This window comes from Rhizobium rhizoryzae (assembly GCF_011046895.1).
Lineage (GTDB): Bacteria > Pseudomonadota > Alphaproteobacteria > Rhizobiales > Rhizobiaceae > Neorhizobium > Neorhizobium rhizoryzae.
On the sequence record NZ_CP049250.1, the window covers coordinates 466,757 to 485,211 of the forward strand.

Sequence of the window (18,455 nt, forward strand, 5' to 3'; positions counted from 1 at the left end):
CCGCACCGTCTAATAGGTCATGTAGGCCTTTGCCCTCACACAACCTACGCGGCGAAGCTTGTGCGAGCGTTTCGCAAAGCCCCATCGAGACGGTGGAGACAGTTATAAATTAGAAGAAATCAAAATCTCCTGCCGCCTTGGAAAGAGGCTGTGAATGACCATGACGCATGCCGCTGCTCAACGCCTTGTGCATTTCCGCCAGCTTGACGAGACTCAAAGCGGTTGTGAGGTCGACTGTCCAGTTGTCGGGAATATCCGCTGTGATCGTGTCGATGAACTCGGCAAGCCCGCGCGTTTTCTGAACGGCCAGATCAATCCCCTGCAGCACCTTCATGCTATCGGGAGATTGCAGGACGGACTCACCGCCAAGCTCAAGCAGTTGCGGTTCGATACGTTCGATAAGGTAGGCAACGTCGTGCAACTCGGTCACGACGCGCATCAGAACGTCCGGGAGCTTTTCGTCCTCGGAGAGCGATGGCTGAACATGCAAATCGGTCATTGCTTCTCCGATCAGAAGAATTCGATTGAACTTTCCACTGGCTTTGCAGGACGCGCGGGGCGCTGTTCCTGGGCCACGGTTTTCTGTGTTTCCGCGCCTGTCAGAGGGTAGGTTCGAGCGCGACCGCTGACGGGCCAATATTCGAGCTTTCGCCCGAATTCACCGCCTGTAGACGATCCCACGATCGCTATGCCTTCATCCCGCAGGAATTGTGTGGCGAAGGTCGCGTTCTGCTCTCCGACATTGGAGAAACTCGCGATGGTCTTGGCACCACCAAAGATCTTGGCTTCCAGTCTGTCACGCCGCCCGCCGCGCTTCAGGATGCCGTTGATCAACAATTCCATCAAATGAACGCCGTAGCGAGACATATCCCCCCCGGACATGCCTCCCGGACCGTTTCCGGGAAGAAGAAAGTGATTCATCCCCCCTACTCCGGCCACGGGGTCCCTGAGGCACGCAGCCACGCAAGAACCCAGGATCGTCGTAATTACGGCGTTGGGATCATCCGTCACTTTAAATTCGCCTTGGATGATATTCATCCGCTTGGCTGCGGCCAGTTCGTTCATTTAAGAGCTCCGAATACTGCCTCGATGGCAGCTTTCATTTTTTCGATGGTAAATGGCTTTGCGAGTACGTTATTGGCACCCAATTGGGCTGCTTTCTGCACCAGCGCGCGGTCGCCCTGCGCCGTCAGAATAATGAATGCCGCCTTCTTGGTGTTAGGATTGGTCCGCACGGCCTGCAGCAGACCCAGACCATCCATCTTCGGCATGTTGAAATCCGAGATGACGAGATGGTGTGGCTGCTCGGCCATGATCTTCATGCCTTGCTCGCCATCGCCGGCCGCAGTGATCTGCTTGAAGCCAAGCTGTGTCAGGGCGTCGCTGAGAAGCAAACGGCTCGTTACCTGATCATCGACGATCAGAACTTTGATTTTTTCAGCGAGAGACATTTATTCGGTACCTTCTTTTCGGGCAGCAGTTAATTTCAAGATTTCCTCACCGATAGCGCCGAGCGGCAATTGCTGCTCGACGGCACCGATGTCGTTCGCAACACGAGGCATGCCGTAAACGACACAGGTTCTCTCGTTCTGCCCAAGCGTGCGTGCGCCAGCATTGCGCATCTTGAGCAGGCCGGAAGCCCCATCCCGTCCCATTCCGGTGAGGATGACGCCAACGGCATTGCGTCCCGCCAGTTCAGCGACCGAATCGAAGAGAACGTCGACCGATGGCCTGTGGCCATTGACCGGTTCGCGCTCGACAAGACGACAGCTCGGGGCTGACGGATTGACGACCTGCAGATGCCGGTCGCCACCGGGCGCCAGATAGATCTTGCCGATCTCCAATCTGGCTCCGTCGGTTGCTTCCTGCACAACAGGGGCACAGATACGATTAAGCCGTTCTGCAAAACTTTTGGTAAACGTCGGCGGCATATGCTGCGTTATTACCGTCGGCGGGCAATTTTGAGGGAATTTTTGCAGGACCGTGATCAGTGCTTCGACCCCACCGGTCGACGAACCGATGGCGACGATCTTGCGCCCGACCCTGTATTCTGCCGCCGGAGACACGGAAGGCGCGTGCATGGTCTGCACCCGTCCGCGATTGGATCGAGCCGCAGCCTTGACTTTCTCAGCCAGATCGCCGAACGGACGAACATCCCCAGGTACCGGTTTGGAAACACAATCGAAGGCGCCGATTTCCAGCGCCGCCAGCGTTGCATTCGCACCCTGATGCGTCATGGTCGAAACCATGATCACAGGCATAGGGCGCAGACGCATGATCTTTTCAAGAAACTCCAGCCCATTCATGTTGGGCATCTCGATATCCAGCGTCACGACGTCCGGATTCAACTGCTTGATCGCAGCGCGTGCTTCATGCGCATCACCAGCCTGACCGATGACGCTTACGTCCGGATCCTTGTTCAGCACAGCCGTGATGAGGCCGCGCATCGTGGGACTATCGTCAACGACAAGAACTCTTGCTGGCATGCTCATCCTTTCCTCCCCCCACTTTTGCCAGTGTAGCGGTAGGTGGTTATTCCAATGTTATCGAAGAGATTTTTTGCATCTCCCGTCACACGCTCGGAATGTCCGATGTAGAGATGTCCGCCGACCGGCAGGAGCTCGGAAAAACGGGACCAGATTTTCATCTGGGTGGGTTCGTCGAAATAGATCACCACGTTGCGGCAGAAGATGACGTCGAACTGACCCTTGAACGGCCACTGGGCCATCAGGTTCAATTCATTGTAGGTGATCAGTTTCTTGACCTTGTCATCGATCTGGAATTTGCGCCGGCCATCGATCGTGACCTCACGGAAATACTGCTTGCGCATGGCAGGCGTAACCGTTTCCAGCGAATTCTCGTCATAGGCCCCGGCCCGGGCCAGAGCCAGAATCTTCGGGTCTATATCGGTTGCCAGAATTCGGAAATCGTAATCGGCCGCGTTCGGCAAGAGCGACATGACCGTCAACGCGATCGAATACGGTTCCTGGCCATCAGAAGACGCCGCCGACCAGATACGGACGCGGCCACCGCTTTTGGCACGGGCAATCAGGCCCGGCAGCACTTCGTCACGAAGGTGTTCGAAATGATGGTTTTCGCGGAAGAACCGAGTGAAGTTTGTTGTGAGATGCGACAACATCTCACGCCGAACCGGCGCTCCTTCCGGCGAAGCGACGAGGGCGCAATATTCCGGAAAGCCACTCAGGCCCAGATTGCGGATATGCTTGGACAGACGCGAATAGACGAGAGACGCCTTCGTGTCGTTCAGGAAGATCCCGGCATCCGCATAAATCATGGCCGCAATTTCGGACAAGTCCCGGCGTGTCAGCGGATATTCTCCGCTTGCCAGAACTTCATCCGGCGATTGCCGGCTATCGCTGAGACCAGTGGCTCTCATGCAGCTTCGCTTTCAGTATCGGGGAAAAGGGCATCGAGTTCGATGAGACAGATCATGCGTTTGTCGATCGCCAGGATGCCTCTGGCATACTGTTTTTCGAGATCGGACGAGACTTCAGGCACGGGTTGGATGTTTTCATCCGTTACCGTCAGGATGTCCGACACCGCCTCGACAAGCATGCCCACCACGCGGCTTTTCACCTGGGCGACAATGATGACATGGCGGGGGGTCGGCTCTGCCCTGCGCATGCCCAGCCGCGCCGAGAGATCGACGATCGGCAGGACAGCGCCACGCAGGTTGATGACACCCATGACGTAGGACGGGGAATGAGGAAGGGACGTTGCTTTCGTCCATCCGCGGATTTCCCGTACAGACATGATATTGACGCAAAATTCCTGATCGCCGATACGGAAAGCGATCAGCTCCCGGCTACCTTGAGCAAGATTTTTCACGGCGTACGACATATACTTAACCCGTTGCTGCCAAAGACATATCCGACTTCAGGGCACCATCGCCGCGCAGCGACTGGCCGCGGGAAGCCGCCACCACTGCATCGACATCGAGAATGAGCGCCACGCGACCGTCACCCAGAATGGTGGCAGCGGCGATGCCCGGAACATGCGTGTAGTTTGCTTCGAGCGACTTGATGACGACCTGGCGCTGACCCTGGATTGCATCCACCATCAGTGCGCGCTGGCCGCCGCCTTCGGATTCGACCAGCAGAGCCACACCCTCGACAGGATTTGCCTGCATCGAGCGGAAATTCAGGATCCGGCCCACATCCACCAGCGGGCAGAAGGAGTTGCGGATCGAGATCAATCGCTGGTTCGCGCCGAAGGAATGGATCGCTGCGGCTTCCGGCTGAAGGGTTTCGACAATCGCCGTCAACGGAACGACGAGCGTCTGTCCGGCCACCGTGACGACCATGCCGTCGAGAACGGCGAGCGTCAGCGGCAAGCTCATGGTAAAGGTGGAGCCCTGACCTGGCCGTGAGCTGATGGAAATGCGCCCACCGAGAGCCTGAATGGACCGCTTGACGACGTCCATACCAACGCCTCGGCCGGAAATGTCCGAGATCTTGTCGGCGGTCGAGAAGCCGGGCATGAAGATCAGGTTGTCGATTTCCTCGTCGGTCAGATTGGCATCTGCCGGAATGAGATCGTTGTCGATCGCCTTCTGGCGAACACGTTCACGGTTGATGCCTGCGCCATCGTCCTGGAGTTCGATCAGGATTCGGCCAGAGCGGTGCTTTGCAGTCAGCTTGACCGTGCCTTCCGGATTCTTGCCAGCAGCCTCACGCTTTTCGGGCGTCTCGATACCATGGTCGACCGCGTTACGGATCATGTGCGTCAGCGGCTCGGCCAGCTTGTCGATAACGGTCTTGTCGACTTCGGTGTTTTCACCTTCAGTAACGAGGCGGATCGACTTTCCGACCATGTCGGCAACTTCGCGGACGATACGGGACATGCGCTGGAAGACCGGCTTCACAGGCTGTGCGCGGATCGCCATCACCGAGTCCTGGATCTCGCGGGTGAGCTGCTGAAGCTCTTCCAGTCCCATATTGATGGACGATGTTCCGGTCGTATCGTTTTCGATGACGCTCTGGGAAAGCATGGCCTGATTGATGACAAGCTCGCCCACAAGGTTGATGAGGCGATCGACGCGATCAAGATCAACGCGGATCGTCTGACCGGCACCGGCCGCAGCGTTCGCCGCATTGGCACTTGCTGCGGCTGCAGCAGCAGCTGCAGCGGACGACTGGCTCTCTTTCTTCTCTACGCGGGCCGCAGCGGCAGCCATCTTGCTGACATTGCTTGCCGTTTCGGCGGCCGCAACAGCAGCGGCCTGCTCGGAAGAATGATGCTCGACAGCCGGCTCGTCATCGGCACCGTGATCGCTGAGAAAATCGAGATCGAACGGTACCGGGATCATCGGCAACTCTTCGTCCGTGCTTTCGGCAAGCTTGACGTCGAGATCGCAATCCCATTCCGCGAATTCGAAGACGGAGCGGATATCCTGCTCGGATTTCGTCGTCTTTACGTTGATAGTCCAGCTGAAGTAGGCCGCTTCCGGATCCATCTTCTCGAAGGCGGGAAGACTGTCGATATCGCAATTGATGCTCATCTCGCCAACGCGGGAGAGATCACGCAGGAGCAGAGCTGCTTCGTTGCCCTTGCTGTACAACTCGCGCCGCGGCTTGAAGACCACTTCGAAGGAGGACGGCTCGATTGTCGCTTCTTCATCGCCGAATTCATCGAACGTGAAGGGGATCGGCTGGAAGCCGCTGTCATCTGTCGGCGCAGGGGCCGGGGCCACTGCTACTGCAGCCGGGGCCGGGGCCGGTTTCGCCTGTGGCTTGGGTGCTTCCGAAGCGCCGCCGCTTGGCAGTTCGCCGCGGGCCAGGGCTTCGAGTTCCTTGACAAGACCCCTGCTTCGTCCCTCGTCCACGCCGCCGCCATCGCGGGCGGCGGTCACAAGGTCTGCCAGCACGTCAGCTGACTTCAGCATGACTTTCAGGACATCCTGCGAAGGTTCGAGCTTGTTCGAGCGAACGCAATCGAGCGTCGTTTCAAACACGTGTGCGAACGAAACCAGGTCATCAAGGCCAAACGCGCCTGCACCACCCTTGATCGAGTGAACCGCGCGGAAGACGGCATTTACCGTTTCCGGGTCTCGGTCGCCATCATTCAGCTTGAGAAGACCAGATTCCAGTTCGGCGAGCTGCTCCTCGCACTCCTGGAAGAAGATCTCTTTGATTTCGTTCATATCCATCGCAGGAATTCCCGGTTCAGGCGGTTACACGCTCGATCGCATCAATCAATTTCGCGGGATCAAAAGGCTTGACGATCCAGCCGGTCGCTCCGGCCTGTCGTGCACGATTCTTCTTTTCCGCGTCACTTTCCGTGGTCAGCACCAGGATCGGCACCGCACGATAACGCTCGTTCCGACGCACACCCTCGATGAAGCCAAAGCCATCCAGGCGGGGCATGTTGATATCGGTGACGATGACATCCGGATTGCATTCTTCGAGAACTTCCAGACCTTCCACACCGTCTTCAGCCTGAATGGTTTCGAAGCCCGCATTGTTAAGAGTCACCAGAAGCATGTTCCGGATCGTCCGCGAGTCATCCACGGTAAGTACTTTCTTTTTCACTGCCGAATCTCCTTCGCGAGCAGGTGATCTATGTTGATGCCGATGAGCTGCATGGTCTTGCGAAAAGCATCGGAAACCTTGTCGATGACGAGGCTCTTGCTATCTTTCTCCCAGGCATTGGCCGCAGCCAGCAGGACCTGAACACATTGAACGCCCACCCGTTCGACGCCGGATGCATCGATCGCGACATCCTTGCCTCGCAGGGAGGTCAATGTGCCGTGCAGATTGGACGCCTCGTTGAGGTCCAGAATCTTTGCCAGCTTGAGCGTCTCGGCCGATTTATTGTTGACTGCCATTCCAGGACCCTCGTCTCTCGAAACTTCTTGCAAAGCGCGACATCGCGCTGAAATCCAATTGTCCGGCCTGCGCCGGTCCCCCACTCAACCCGTCAACGCAACTGCCTGAGACGACAGGAACGCCATCATTCCACCGGACGAAATCTCGGTGTCTTCGATCGTTGCGTCCTTCGTCGGCATAGTTTTTCTGGCTTCCCAGATGCGGCTCTTGTCGGAACTGCGTTCAATCCGGAACTCCCGCACTGTCCGTCCCAGTTCCACGATAACCGTCTTGAGTTCATCGCCTTCCTGGCCCAAAGCGCGCGCACGCTCGGCACTGCGGGCCAGACGCTGATCCAGCACCTCGACATCGAGGCTCATCTTCTCAAGCGAGCGGACCTGTTCGTCTGTCGCACGCGCAAGGCCGGACACCGTTTCGTTGATGCTGGAAACCTGTTGCACGAGACCACCAATCGCATTCTGCGTCTGGTGGACCATCTTCACACCTGCCTCGACCTGCGACTTGGTACCGCTGACGAGTTGCTTGATTTCCCGGGCCGCATCAGCGGAACGCTGTGCGAGAGCCCGAACTTCCTGAGCAACGACGGCGAAACCCCGGCCCGAATCCCCGGCGCGTGCCGCTTCTATGCCGGCATTCAGGGCAAGAAGGTTCGTCTGGAACGCAATCTCATCGATCACGCCAATGATTTGCCCGATCTTTTCTGCCGACTGCTCGATATCGGACATGGCATTGATCGCACGTCCGACAACCTCACCACTTTCTTCGGCCGCGCGGCGAGCGTCGGACGTCGCCTTTTCCGCTACTGCCGACTCAGCGGCGCTGTCACGCACCTTCTGTGTCAGATGCGAGATTTCCTGGAAGGCAGCAGAAAGCGCCTCAGCCTGCGCGTCAACCTCCGTCGCGATCTCAAGCGTCTGGCCAGCAATTGATCCGGCAAGCGTTTCGGCTCGCAGCAGCTTGTCGGAGGCCGATTTGAGTGAGGCGCACATGGCGTCCTGCGCCTGATCGAGCAACGAGGAAAGCTCGGCATAGACTTCCGGACGTTCGTCGCTGACCGCAACGGTCAGATCTTTATTCGCAAGCGCTGCTGCCACGGGGCCGAACAGGTCGTTTGCCTGTGCCTGGTCACGTTCTCTCTGGGTTGCCAGAGAACGCTGGTGCTTCTGCCGGATTTCGTTGATCCGAAGCGACACCGCAATCTCGACATCGACCAGCACAAGGCGGATGACCGCCTGGATGGCGTCGGTCACTTCCTTCTCGCGCTTGCGAGCGGCAGGAAGCAGAGATCTGCCGCCGATCTGTTCGAGGAGACCGCCAATCAGGGCCTCGAGCATGACTGCATGGCCAGCGATATGCCAGCGCGGATCAAGCCCCATCCGTCCTTCGGCGTCGGAGAGCACCTTCACGCGCTCCGCATACAGCGCGTCGAAGCGTGCATCCGTCAGAACGCTCCAGTGGGAAGCCTGCAGGTCATGCAATCTTTCCAGCTGCAGATCGCTCTCGAAATGACGCATCGCATCCGGTGATGATTGCAGTCTGTGCAGGAAATCGCGAAGGCCTTCCTTCAGACATCCTTCCAGTGTGGGGCGGAACCGGCGCAAAAGCTCGCAGCTTTCTGCATCCAGGCCGGCAAAGGCAAGCCGTTCGCGCAGGCTGCCCGCCTGTGCCTTTCTTGCCTGATCCGTTGCCGTTTCGTGAGCCAAAGCCCGTCCCCAACACTGCTGTCCCTCAAGGATCAGCGAAAATCGTTACCGAACCCTCTGCATCCAGAGGTTAAAAACATTATCTGCCCCTCTTGAGGGAGGAATGCAGGCTTGCGCGTTCCATCCGATCACTGATTTTCACGGGCGGCGAACCGGTAAGGCTCGCGGCTGTTGCCAGACGATCCTGATGAAAATCACTGCTTGATGAAAAGCATACCGGACCAAAACCGGTACGTCGGCGCGGCATCATGCCAGGAAGGAGCGGGCATAGGCCCATCACACTTCGCCTTGTAGAACTAGTTGTATGGTTAATTCCTTGCCTGAAGGTTAATAGCTTCGAGCCTTCAAAGCTTTTCCAAAGTGCTGAAATAGCCCACGCCACGAGGCTTTAGCGCCAAGTCAATGAAGAGGCGAAATAAAAACCGTTACGCCTTACCGAATATGATACTTTTCCGAGGTTCCTCGCGAGTACCGTGCAATGGGCTTTGACGACAATCACTGATCATCCCTCGGATTCGGGCGGCGTTGATTTACATATATTGGAACAGTTTACTCGTATTTTAACTGATTAATTCATACAAATGCGTAGCCGGGGCGGATGGGGGCTACGGGATGGGGGCATGTCTTCGTACAATCTCAATCTAGGCCTGATAGATCGGTCCTGGCACAAAGGCTGCGCGCGCTGTCCAGCGCCGCACTTTTGACCAAGTTGGCGCGAGAGGGATACCGTTAACAAACTCTTATTTGCACATTGTTGAGGTTTCGGTCGGGAAGCCTAGGTTTCCTTGTCTGGACCGCCATCCGTGTGTGACGCGCGCGACCCTTGACCAAGATAACGCATTGCCAGGTACATTGATGGATAGTCAGGACATACACGATCCCACCACTCCGCAAGGCAGCCGAGTAGCAGCCTTCTTTGCGCGTTTCCGGTTCTACCTGACCTGGCTGGCCATGCTCATCGTTTTCGCGATGATGGCTGTTGCTGTCTATAAACTGACGAACGAAGTTCGCTATGATGAAGTCGTCGATGCGCTAACCGATACGACATGGACAGACATCGTGCTCGCGGTGATCTTCACGGCGCTCAGCTTCGTCTCTCTGATCTACTATGACCTCAATGCACTGGAGTATATCGGCAGGAAGCTGCGCATAGCGCCCGTGGCCGCAACGGCATTCACCGCCTATGCAATCGGCAACACAGCTGGCTTCGGCGCGTTGAGCGGCGGCGCAATTCGCTTCAGATCCTACAGCAGGCTTGGACTGACGCCAGAGGATGTGGCGCGGGTCATCGCCTTTGTGACCTTTGCATTCGGCCTTGGATTGCTGGCGGTCAGTTCGTTGACTGCATTGGTCACCGCACCTCGCCTGTCGGCGATCCTCGGCTTCGACCCCGTCTATGTCCGCGTGGGCGCCGTCGTTATTCTGCTGATGCTGGCATCACTCCTGTTTGTCGGGCGAAATGGCCGTCGCGTCCAAATCGCCGGCATCAGGCTTCGTCTGCCCGATACCCTGACCTCTTCGCGACAATTCCTGATTACGGCTTTCGATCTCGCAGTGTCCGCCTCTGCGCTCTATGTGCTGCTCCCCCCGACCACGATCGGCTGGCCATCTTTCTTCGCGATCTATTCGACGGCGGTTGGTCTCGGCGTCCTCAGCCACGTGCCGGCAGGCCTCGGCGTGTTCGAGGCGGTCATCATCGGCGCTCTGGGAAGCTCCATCAGCTTGGATCAATTGCTGGGTAGCCTGGTGCTCTACCGCATGGTCTATCACGTCCTGCCTTTGACGATCGCCATCGTCATGGTGGTCTTCTCGGAGGCGCGCGCGCTTGCCAAGCACCCGGTTGCGGGAGAAATTGGCAATGTTGCCGCACGCCTGTCCCCGCCTCTCCTGTCTGCATTCGCATTGCTGCTGGGTACAATGCTGATCTTCTCCAGCGTCACCCCTACCCCCGATTCGGACCTGGAATTCCTGAAGAGACTGGTTCCTCTGCCGGTGGTCGAGGCTGCGCACTTCATCTCGAGCCTGCTGGGCCTTGCCCTCGTCATCACGTCGCGCGGACTGGCGCAACGTCTGGATGGCGCCTGGTGGGTCGCGCTGGTCGCGGGAACAATCGCTTTCCTGTTCTCCTTCATCCGGGCGCTGGCACTGGGAGAGGCAACGTTCCTCGCGATCTTCATCATCGCGATGCTGCTGAACGGAAAGCGCTTTACCCGGCCCGCGTCGCTGTTCAATCAGGTTCTGAGTACGCCCTGGATCGTGACGCTCGGCATCATTCTGGCCGGTGCGACAACAATCCTGTTCTTCGTGTATCGAGACGTGGATTACAGCAATCAGCTATGGTGGCAGTTCGAATTCTTCAGCGAGGCGCCGCGTGGTCTGCGCGCGCTTCTCGGCGTCAGCATCCTGTCCGGTGCAATTGCAATCTTCAGCCTCCTGCGACCGGCATTCGACCGGCCGGACGAAGTCACCGCAGACGAAATCAGCAAGGCGGTCAGCATTGTTCAGGCACAGGACAGTGCCGATGCGAACCTCGTGCGCATGGGCGACAAGCACGTGATGTTCTCGGAGAGCGGGCGCAGTTTCATCATGTACGGAATCCAGGGTCGATCCTGGATTGCGCTCGGTGATCCCGTGGGGGACAAGGAAGAGACCGCCGAGATGATCTGGCGCTTTGTCGAACGCGCACGCGATGCGGGCGGTCGGGCTGTGCTGTACCAGGTCTCTCCTACGCTGCTTTCCTTTTGCGCCGATGCGGGTCTTCGCGCTTTCAAGCTTGGAGAGATGGCGCTCGTGAACATGTCGGGCTTTGACCTCAAGGGGGGGCGACTTGCGGGCCTTCGGCAGGCTCTAAACAAGGGCAAGCGTGATGGCATGGAATTTTCGATTGTCGAGGTCGAGGACGTGGCCGCGCTGATGCCCGAACTCAAAGCCGTCTCGGATTCCTGGCTGTCACATCACCAGACGCGCGAGAAGGGCTTCTCTCTCGGCGCGTTCGACGAGGACTATGTCTCCTCCATGCCGGTCGCGACCATCCGCATGAACGAGAAGATCATAGCCTTTGCTACTGTCTTCCTGACACAAACAAAATCGGAAGCGAGCGTCGATCTCATGCGGTTCGCCCCCGAGGCGCCGCGGGGTGCCATGGACTTTTTGTTCGTGAGTTTGATCGAGCATCTGAAAAATGCCGAATATCAATGGTTCAACCTCGGCATGGCACCGCTCTCGGGCATGTCGCGACGGGAGGTCGCTCCGGTCTGGGACCGGATCGGCAGCACGCTATTTGAACACGGCGAACGCTTTTACAACTTCAAGGGATTGAGAGCGTTCAAATCGAAATTTCATCCCCGTTGGGAGCCGCGCTATTTTGCCGTGGCCGGGGGAACTGGAGCCGTGCTGGCTCTGATGGACGTGACGCTGCTGATCAGCGGAGGAGTGCGAGGCGTGGTCGGAAAATGAGATCTATCTTCAAGACGGTCGCCATCAGCACTTTGCTTCTGGCGCAAGGCATTACGGTTCCTGCACTGGCACAACGGGTCGAGGCCAAGTTCGATACCGGCATGATTCCCTCCCCTCACATCCTGATGCCCCAGGGAGAGGTCAAGGCGAGCATCTTTCTCCTGTCGGATGAGAATGGCTGGAACGCTGACGAAGACAAGCAGGCAGAGGCGCTGACCGAAAAGGGCGCCGTTGTCATCGGAATCGATCTGCCGACGTACATCACATCGCTGGGCAAGGATCCGGATGACTGCATTTACACGATTTCCGACATCGAGTCGCTTGCCCAGCAGGTACAGCGCTCGCTCGGCAACGGCAGTTACCGGACACCCATCATTGCCGGGATCGGCGCCGGCGCGACTTACGTGCTGGGCATGATGTCACAAAGCCCTCCGGCCACGATCGGTGAAGCCGTTGCCGTCGATCCGGGTGCTGCGATTGCGCTTCCGAAGGTTCTCTGCACTCCGGCAGAAAAGAAGACCGTTGCAGGCGGCATTCAATATGGGCTGTCGGACGGATCACTGCCGGCGCCGACCAGCATATTCCTGACCAAATCGGCGACCGCAGATGGGACGGCGCATGCTGAGGCCCTGAAGAAGGAACAGCCTGATATCGACCTCGAACAATCTGACCGATCTGCACAGGAGACGCTGATCCAGGCGCTTTCCGACCGAATCGATGCAGCGAGCCAGGATAATTCTCCGCTCGGATTGCCACTCACGATCCTCGATACCAGGCCGACACTCAACACGATGGCAATCATCATTTCCGGCGACGGTGGCTGGCGCGATATCGATGCGGACCTTGGCGACGCTCTGCAGGAAGACGGGATCCCGGTCGTAGGGTTGGACGCTCTACGCTACTTCTGGAGCAAGAAGGACGCGGTCTCGACAGCGGCGGACCTGAGCCGCGTCATCCGCGCCTACCGCAAGCAGTGGGGCGTTCAGAACGTTCTCCTGATCGGATATTCCTTCGGGGCAGACCTTCTGCCTGCGACCTATAACCAGCTTCCGGAAGCTGACCGCAGCCGGGTTGCAATGCTGAGCCTGCTTGCTCTCTCGAATTCCGCAGAATTCGAAATCTCCGTTTCCGGCTGGCTTGGTGGATCCGGCAGCGGCGAAGGTGGAGATCCGACTGTGGACCTGCAAAAGATCGATCCCAAGAAGGTTCAATGCGTCTATGGCACGGAAGATGATGAAGATGCCTGCAAGGCGCTTGCGCCGCGTGGCATCGAAACCATTGGCATTGCAGGCGGTCATCACTTCGACGAGGATTATGAAGCGCTCGCCAAGAAGATTGTGGCATCCCTCAAGAAGCGCATCAATTCATGATGAGAACGCATCTTCCCCGCTGATTTTCATGCCGCACGGCACTTAACACTTGCCTTGCGGCGGAAAATCTTATGTAGCCAATCATCAAGAGTGATTAGGCGCGCACGCCGGGGGGCAGGTGCGCGATAAGGGACAAAGCGTCATGGAAATTTTTACCGCCGCTGGCCTGGCTGCCTTATTCCAGGTCATTGCGATCGATCTTGTGCTTGCGGGCGACAATGCCATCGTCATCGGGCTGGCTGCTGCAGGCCTTCCGGCCCACCAGCGCAACAAGGCAATTCTGGTCGGCATCATCGCAGCAACCGTGCTGCGTATCGGCTTCGCCACCATAACGGCCTACCTGCTGGGAATTGTTGGTCTTCAACTCCTGGGTGGACTGCTGCTCGCCTGGGTCTGCTGGAAAATGTGGGTTGAGCTACGCTCTGCCGATCACAATGCAGAAGACGCAATGACGGATGCGGATGCCGAGAAGACGAAGGTCGACAAGACGTTCGCACAGGCAGCGACCCAGATCGTCATCGCCGATGTTTCCATGTCGCTGGACAACGTGCTTGCGGTTGCGGGCGCGGCGCAGGACCACACCACCGTTCTGATCATCGGCCTGGTGGTTTCCATTGCTCTCATGGGCCTGGCGGCAAATCTGGTTGCGCGCATTCTCCACCGCTATCGCTGGATCGCCTATCTCGGCCTCGCCGTCATTGTCTATGTCACGGCAAACATGATCTATCATGGCAGCGTCGAAGTCTGGCCCTACATCCAGCAGTGGCTTGCCTGACCAACCTTGAAAGCGGGGAGCTATCCGGCTCCCCTCAAGGCATGTAAAATGACAGAGTCCAGCCAGCAAAGCGACGTCATCATCGTAGGCGGTGGCCCGGCAGGCCTTATGGCCGCGGAGGTACTCAGCCTCCGTGGCGTCAGCGTTTCGGTCTACGATTCCATGCCTACGTTTGCGCGCAAATTTCTGCTGGCAGGAAAATCGGGGCTCAACATCACGCATTCCGAAGACTACACCGTCTTCAGGCACCGCTTCGGAACATCAACTGAACGCCTTTCCACTGCCCTCGACGCGTTCACGCCGACAGATCTGCGAGGGTGGTGCAACGGCCTGGGAACGAAGACTTTCGTTGGAAGCTCTGGCCGGGTCTTTCCGGTTGCGATGAAAGCCTCACCTTTGCTCAGATCCTGGCTTGCACGCTTGCAGATGCAGGGCGTTCGCTTCCACAGCCGGCACAGGTTGATATCTCTTGAGGGGAGAACTGCAGTCTTCGATACGCCCAGTGGTGAAGTGCGCTCATCCGGCCGTGCAATGCTTCTTGCCATGGGCGGGGCAAGTTGGCCCCGACTTGGATCGGATGCGGCCTGGGTGCCCATGCTTGCCTCTCTGGGCGTTGAAATCCCGAAACTGCGCCCGGCCAACTGCGGTTTCGACGTGGCGTTCTCCGATTACTTCCTGGCGAAGTTCGCGGGAGAACCGCTTAAATCCGTCAGCATCACATCCCGCGCCGGCACGACGCAGGGTGAATTCGTGATTTCGCGCCATGGCGTGGAAGGAAGCCTTGTCTACGCCCATGCTCAGGCTCTGCGGGACGATCTCGTGTCCATCGGTCGCGCGGAAATGGTTGTGGATCTCGCACCTGGCCGTAGCGAGGCGCAACTGACCACAGCCCTGGAGAGACAGCCGACGACGCAGAGCCTTTCAAACCGGCTCAGAAAGGCGGCAGGACTGTCTCCGGTAAAGATCGCTCTGTTGAGAGAGTGTGCGCCCGCCGATGCCTTCTCCAGCGCTGCGTCGCTATCCCGGCAGATCAAAAGCCTGCATATTCCGCTCGTTCGCCCGCGCCCAATCGAAGAGGCGATCTCTTCGGCAGGCGGAATTTCCTGGGCGGAGCTGGATGAGAATTTCATGCTGACGAAACAGCCTGGCCTGTTTGCCGCTGGCGAGATGATCGACTGGGAGGCTCCGACTGGCGGTTATCTGCTGACGGCCTGCCTGGCGACGGGCAAAGCGGCGGCGAACGGAATTCTGAATTATCTGAAGCCGGTACTCTGAAGCCGGTACTCTGGCCGGCGTCACATCTTGCAAGCTGTCGATGTTACTGCCACAGCCAGATTGCCAGAACGAACGGGACGACTTCGCTTGCCAAAGCGGCAATCGTCAACAGGAACAGTCCTATGTTGGAAAGCCGTCGCTTGCGTTGCTGCGCGGGCGTTTCCTCGTCAGGCAGCGGCTCCACGTGACCGGGTGGATAAATCTCCACTTTTCCCCGCTCCTCGTCCACCTGCATTCTCCAACCGCCGAATATATCCGCTACCTATCATGTCAGATCGGGCAGAACAACGAAGCGGGACGGGCATCGGCTACACGTACCAGATTCCATCTTTGATATCCGCGCTGACATTGGCGACGTTTTCGACGCTCTCGGCGAAATCCGCCAGAACGGACGCCTTGGTCGTACCGGCTTGCAACTGGCCAATCCAATAGGCCATGCCAGCCGCTTCGCCTGCCCGATGCAACACGTTCTGATAAAGCTTTGCGACATAATCAGTGTTTGAAACGGAACTGCCGTAAACTGACATGAATTCCGCCGAGGCGAGAAACCCGGTTGCCGCATCCTTCAATGTCTTGCCGCCGTCCAGCAGTTGGATCCAATAACCTAGACCAATCATATCCGGCTTTCGATCAAAGGCCGCCTGATAAAGCCGATAGGCCTGTCCGGCATTGCCTGCCGTATCAAGCGCAAGAGTGCCATCCGCGAAGGAGAGACGCTCAACGGCGATCAACTGGTCACGCCCGGTGCCGCTGGCGCTCAGCATCCATGCGCCGCCATCCTGAACAAGAGACACATCAGCACGTTTCAGTGCATAAACGACCGTATCGACGCCTGCTCCACCATTGAAGACATCATTGCCACCACCGGCAACAAAGCGGTTTGCCTTGTCGAGGTTATCGACGAAACTATCTGGCGTGTCGTATCCGGCGAACTGTCGAAGATAATCCACCAGTGTCGTCCCGTTTGCATCGCTGGAGGTAACAACGCCCCCGGACTTGACGAAATCGATAAGCTTTTGCGTGCCCAGAAGATGGGTTGCGGCAATCATTCCGGTTTTGGTGAGCGCAATACCGTTCAACGTCTGACCGGCGTAGAACTCCAGATCAAAATAGCGCACACGGCTCCAGAGCAGCGTGAACCAGGCGCCTGCCGCCTTGTCCTGCTCTGCGGGACTGCGTAGGAACTCAGCCAGCGAGCCGATGCCGTTCTTGCCGAGGAAACCTTTGCTGTAGATGTTATCGTAGACGTTGGAATCGCGGGGCGCGTAACCCAGATCGATCAGCGCGGCTTCGCCGAATTGATAAGCACCTGCATATCCAAAACGGTTGACGACGGAATAGTCGCCACCGGATTCCCGTGCGCGCAAAGCCGCAAAAAAATCGCTGTAGGAGCCTCGACTTGCCATGAACTCACTCTGGGACGGTACACCTGCCCGGAGTGTATCTGGATGTCATCAACATTCGGTTAGCCGCGCAAGATACAAGCGAGGCCGATAGAGAACCATTTATCAAAGTAATGAAGTTTAATGGTGCCCGGAGGCGGATTTGAACCACCGACACGCGGATTTTCAATCCGCTGCTCTACCAACTGAGCTATCCGGGCATCTGGGTTTTTACAAACCTTCAGGCTTCTCTCGAAGCCTCCGGGCGTTTCCCCCGGGAGCGAGCGGGGTTATAACATCTTGTTCGGACATGGCAAGCGGCTTTGCCAACTTTTTTGAACCTTCTGTGAAAAATAGTCCCTGCGCTGGTCCAAGAAATTGATTTCATTCGGTAATTTTGCCGTAACCTATCGCAGTCAGCGCTCGTCGCCATCCGCCTTTGCTTCATCGTCGGCCACAGGAATGGCATAGGAACCGTTCAGCCAACGCGAGAGGTCGAGCGTGCGGCATCGATCCGAGCAGAAGGGGTAATGATCGCGAACCGATGGCTTGCCGCATTCCGGACAAGGCCGCGCCTTGCGCAAGGGCTCAACCTTTGCGCCTGTCGTTTTCGAGGTATCGGTCATTTCAGTTCTCCGGCCACAATCCAGCCAGTTCGTAGCCTTCGCCATTCAGCAGCAAGGCTGTTTCGTAAAGCGGCAAGCCAACGACATTCGTATAGGAACCGACAAGCTTCTGGACAAAACTGCCGGCTATGCCCTGGATGGCATAGGCTCCCGCCTTGCCGCGCCACTGATCGGACGCGAGGTAGGCTTCAATTTCCCGCGTCGACAGCCGCTTGAAGCGCACCTTCGTCTCGACAACCTTCTGTCGAAACTGACCACCGGGCGTCACCAGGCAAATGCCTGTGTAAACCCAGTGCCCACGGCCAGAGAGGAGATGGAGTGCCGCCGAAGCCTCATCCATATATTCTGTCTTTCCGAGAATGCGGCGGCCAACGGCCACGACCGTATCGGCTGACAGGATATAGCTTTGCCGCCAGGCCAGATCATCCTTCACGGCTGCAAATGCCGCCTCCGCTTTTTCCAGCGACAGGCGGCGCGCAAGCGAACGCGGATGCTCCGACTTCTTGGGCGTCTCATCAATATCCATCGGCATCAGCCGGGATGGCTTGATCCCCACCTGGTTGAGAAGATCAAGGCGCCTGGGAGAACCCGAGGCGAGAATGAACTTTTGATCCAGCGGCATGGAGATCCTCGGACTAGCCTTCCGGGTAGAGACCCAGAGGTTCGCTTTTTACTTGAAGCGATAGGTGATGCGACCCTTGGTCAGGTCATAGGGGGTCATTTCCACCAGCACCTTGTCACCGGCCAGAACGCGGATGCGGTTCTTGCGCATACGACCTGCCGTATGCGCGATGATCTCATGCTCGTTTTCCAGCTTCACGCGGAATGTCGCGTTCGGCAGCAATTCGGTTACGATGCCCGGAAATTCGAGAACTTCTTCTTTCGCCATGGAGAGCTTTTCTTCCTGTGTTGTCCTGGATGTGCAGCCACAGTTTGGCCGCAGCTTTAAAATTGCGCGGAAACTACACGTTCGCCGCACGTTTGTGAACCTCGAAGGTAGGCGAATCTCGCAGCTTGCAA

The 18,455-nt window shown here is 57.7% G+C and carries 19 protein-coding genes and 1 tRNA gene; 4 read left to right on the top strand and 16 right to left on the bottom strand.

What is annotated here, in order from left to right:
* Nucleotides 1-109 precede the first annotated feature (109 nt).
* From cheT to G6N80_RS08470, 10 genes are all read right to left on the bottom strand, one after another.
* Nucleotides 110-499 (bottom strand): chemotaxis protein CheT, encoded by a 390-nt coding sequence (gene cheT, locus G6N80_RS08425; RefSeq protein ID WP_062555338.1) that lies wholly within the window; start codon nucleotides 497-499, stop codon nucleotides 110-112.
* 11 nt (nucleotides 500-510) lie between these two features.
* Entirely contained in the window at nucleotides 511-1,065 is a 555-nt protein-coding gene (gene cheD / locus G6N80_RS08430; protein ID WP_062555337.1) for a chemoreceptor glutamine deamidase CheD, read from the bottom strand.
* The gene (locus G6N80_RS08435; protein ID WP_062555336.1) at nucleotides 1,062-1,451 is read right to left on the bottom strand and encodes a response regulator; all 390 of its coding nucleotides are present in this window, start codon (nucleotides 1,449-1,451) and stop codon (nucleotides 1,062-1,064) included. The genes cheD and G6N80_RS08435 overlap by 4 nt, the downstream gene beginning before the upstream one ends.
* Nucleotides 1,452-2,492 carry a protein-glutamate O-methylesterase CheB gene (gene cheB, locus G6N80_RS08440; protein WP_062555335.1) on the bottom strand — a complete coding sequence of 347 codons (1,041 nt, stop codon included), beginning with the start codon at nucleotides 2,490-2,492 and terminating at the stop codon, nucleotides 1,452-1,454.
* On the bottom strand, nucleotides 2,489-3,397 hold the full coding sequence (gene cheR, locus G6N80_RS08445; protein WP_062555334.1) for a protein-glutamate O-methyltransferase CheR: 909 nt from the start codon (nucleotides 3,395-3,397) through the stop codon (nucleotides 2,489-2,491). The genes cheB and cheR overlap by 4 nt, the downstream gene beginning before the upstream one ends.
* Nucleotides 3,394-3,861 (bottom strand): chemotaxis protein CheW, encoded by a 468-nt coding sequence (locus tag G6N80_RS08450; RefSeq protein ID WP_062555333.1) that lies wholly within the window; start codon nucleotides 3,859-3,861, stop codon nucleotides 3,394-3,396. The genes cheR and G6N80_RS08450 overlap by 4 nt, the downstream gene beginning before the upstream one ends.
* A 4-nt stretch (nucleotides 3,862-3,865) precedes the next feature.
* Entirely contained in the window at nucleotides 3,866-6,169 is a 2,304-nt protein-coding gene (locus tag G6N80_RS08455; protein WP_062555332.1) for a chemotaxis protein CheA, read from the bottom strand.
* 16 nt (nucleotides 6,170-6,185) lie between these two features.
* The gene (gene cheY1 / locus G6N80_RS08460) at nucleotides 6,186-6,551 is read right to left on the bottom strand and encodes a chemotaxis response regulator CheY1 (RefSeq protein WP_062555331.1); all 366 of its coding nucleotides are present in this window, start codon (nucleotides 6,549-6,551) and stop codon (nucleotides 6,186-6,188) included.
* Nucleotides 6,548-6,847, bottom strand: coding sequence for an STAS domain-containing protein (locus tag G6N80_RS08465; protein ID WP_062555330.1), 300 nt, complete (start codon nucleotides 6,845-6,847; stop codon nucleotides 6,548-6,550). Before G6N80_RS08465 ends, cheY1 begins: the two co-directional genes overlap by 4 nt.
* Nucleotides 6,848-6,931: 84 nt before the next feature.
* On the bottom strand, nucleotides 6,932-8,551 hold the full coding sequence (locus G6N80_RS08470) for a globin-coupled sensor protein (protein ID WP_165133004.1): 1,620 nt from the start codon (nucleotides 8,549-8,551) through the stop codon (nucleotides 6,932-6,934).
* 855 nt (nucleotides 8,552-9,406) lie between these two features.
* Between G6N80_RS08470 and mprF the strand changes: the two genes are divergently transcribed.
* From mprF to G6N80_RS08490, 4 genes are all read left to right on the top strand, one after another.
* Nucleotides 9,407-12,007 carry a bifunctional lysylphosphatidylglycerol flippase/synthetase MprF gene (gene mprF, locus G6N80_RS08475; protein ID WP_165133006.1) on the top strand — a complete coding sequence of 867 codons (2,601 nt, stop codon included), beginning with the start codon at nucleotides 9,407-9,409 and terminating at the stop codon, nucleotides 12,005-12,007.
* Nucleotides 12,004-13,377, top strand: a complete 1,374-nt coding sequence (locus G6N80_RS08480) for a virulence factor family protein (RefSeq protein ID WP_165133008.1) — start codon at nucleotides 12,004-12,006, stop codon at nucleotides 13,375-13,377. The genes mprF and G6N80_RS08480 overlap by 4 nt, the downstream gene beginning before the upstream one ends.
* 142 nt (nucleotides 13,378-13,519) lie before the next feature.
* Complete coding sequence (locus G6N80_RS08485) at nucleotides 13,520-14,152, top strand: TerC family protein (RefSeq protein ID WP_062555327.1); 633 nt, start codon at nucleotides 13,520-13,522, stop codon at nucleotides 14,150-14,152.
* A 48-nt stretch (nucleotides 14,153-14,200) separates the two neighbouring features.
* Nucleotides 14,201-15,427 (top strand): TIGR03862 family flavoprotein, encoded by a 1,227-nt coding sequence (locus tag G6N80_RS08490; protein ID WP_165133010.1) that lies wholly within the window; start codon nucleotides 14,201-14,203, stop codon nucleotides 15,425-15,427.
* Nucleotides 15,428-15,470: 43 nt separating this feature from the next.
* Here G6N80_RS08490 and G6N80_RS08495 read toward each other — a convergent pair whose 3' ends face one another.
* The 6 genes from G6N80_RS08495 to infA form a co-directional block, all read right to left on the bottom strand.
* Nucleotides 15,471-15,635, bottom strand: a complete 165-nt coding sequence (locus G6N80_RS08495) for a hypothetical protein (RefSeq protein ID WP_165133013.1) — start codon at nucleotides 15,633-15,635, stop codon at nucleotides 15,471-15,473.
* Nucleotides 15,636-15,735: 100 nt separating this feature from the next.
* Nucleotides 15,736-16,833, bottom strand: a complete 1,098-nt coding sequence (locus tag G6N80_RS08500) for a DUF4214 domain-containing protein (RefSeq protein ID WP_062555324.1) — start codon at nucleotides 16,831-16,833, stop codon at nucleotides 15,736-15,738.
* Between the two features lie 121 nt (nucleotides 16,834-16,954).
* Nucleotides 16,955-17,030 (bottom strand) — tRNA-Phe (locus G6N80_RS08505).
* 195 nt (nucleotides 17,031-17,225) lie between these two features.
* Nucleotides 17,226-17,435, bottom strand: coding sequence for a DNA gyrase inhibitor YacG (yacG, locus tag G6N80_RS08510; protein ID WP_165133016.1), 210 nt, complete (start codon nucleotides 17,433-17,435; stop codon nucleotides 17,226-17,228).
* A gap of 1 nt (nucleotide 17,436) precedes the next feature.
* Nucleotides 17,437-18,057, bottom strand: coding sequence for a Maf-like protein (locus G6N80_RS08515; RefSeq protein WP_062555322.1), 621 nt, complete (start codon nucleotides 18,055-18,057; stop codon nucleotides 17,437-17,439).
* Between the two features lie 48 nt (nucleotides 18,058-18,105).
* Nucleotides 18,106-18,324, bottom strand: a complete 219-nt coding sequence (gene infA, locus G6N80_RS08520; RefSeq protein ID WP_007759621.1) for a translation initiation factor IF-1 — start codon at nucleotides 18,322-18,324, stop codon at nucleotides 18,106-18,108.
* Nucleotides 18,325-18,455: the final 131 nt, after the last annotated feature.

Bases quoted from the DNA above. Each gene is read 5' to 3' on its own strand.
- G6N80_RS08480 (WP_165133008.1), top strand. From the start codon at position 12,004: ATGAGATCTATCTTCAAGACGGTCGCCATCAGCACTTTGCTTCTGGCG.
- G6N80_RS08435 (WP_062555336.1), bottom strand. From the start codon at position 1,451: ATGTCTCTCGCTGAAAAAATCAAAGTTCTGATCGTCGATGATCAGGTA.
- G6N80_RS08490 (WP_165133010.1), top strand. From the start codon at position 14,201: ATGACAGAGTCCAGCCAGCAAAGCGACGTCATCATCGTAGGCGGTGGC.
- cheT (WP_062555338.1), bottom strand. From the start codon at position 499: ATGACCGATTTGCATGTTCAGCCATCGCTCTCCGAGGACGAAAAGCTC.
- G6N80_RS08515 (WP_062555322.1), bottom strand. From the start codon at position 18,057: ATGCCGCTGGATCAAAAGTTCATTCTCGCCTCGGGTTCTCCCAGGCGC.
- G6N80_RS08500 (WP_062555324.1), bottom strand. From the start codon at position 16,833: ATGGCAAGTCGAGGCTCCTACAGCGATTTTTTTGCGGCTTTGCGCGCA.
- G6N80_RS08485 (WP_062555327.1), top strand. From the start codon at position 13,520: ATGGAAATTTTTACCGCCGCTGGCCTGGCTGCCTTATTCCAGGTCATT.
- cheD (WP_062555337.1), bottom strand. From the start codon at position 1,065: ATGAACGAACTGGCCGCAGCCAAGCGGATGAATATCATCCAAGGCGAA.
- cheR (WP_062555334.1), bottom strand. From the start codon at position 3,397: ATGAGAGCCACTGGTCTCAGCGATAGCCGGCAATCGCCGGATGAAGTT.
- G6N80_RS08450 (WP_062555333.1), bottom strand. From the start codon at position 3,861: ATGTCGTACGCCGTGAAAAATCTTGCTCAAGGTAGCCGGGAGCTGATC.
- mprF (WP_165133006.1), top strand. From the start codon at position 9,407: ATGGATAGTCAGGACATACACGATCCCACCACTCCGCAAGGCAGCCGA.
- infA (WP_007759621.1), bottom strand. From the start codon at position 18,324: ATGGCGAAAGAAGAAGTTCTCGAATTTCCGGGCATCGTAACCGAATTG.
- G6N80_RS08465 (WP_062555330.1), bottom strand. From the start codon at position 6,847: ATGGCAGTCAACAATAAATCGGCCGAGACGCTCAAGCTGGCAAAGATT.
- cheB (WP_062555335.1), bottom strand. From the start codon at position 2,492: ATGAGCATGCCAGCAAGAGTTCTTGTCGTTGACGATAGTCCCACGATG.
- yacG (WP_165133016.1), bottom strand. From the start codon at position 17,435: ATGACCGATACCTCGAAAACGACAGGCGCAAAGGTTGAGCCCTTGCGC.
- G6N80_RS08455 (WP_062555332.1), bottom strand. From the start codon at position 6,169: ATGGATATGAACGAAATCAAAGAGATCTTCTTCCAGGAGTGCGAGGAG.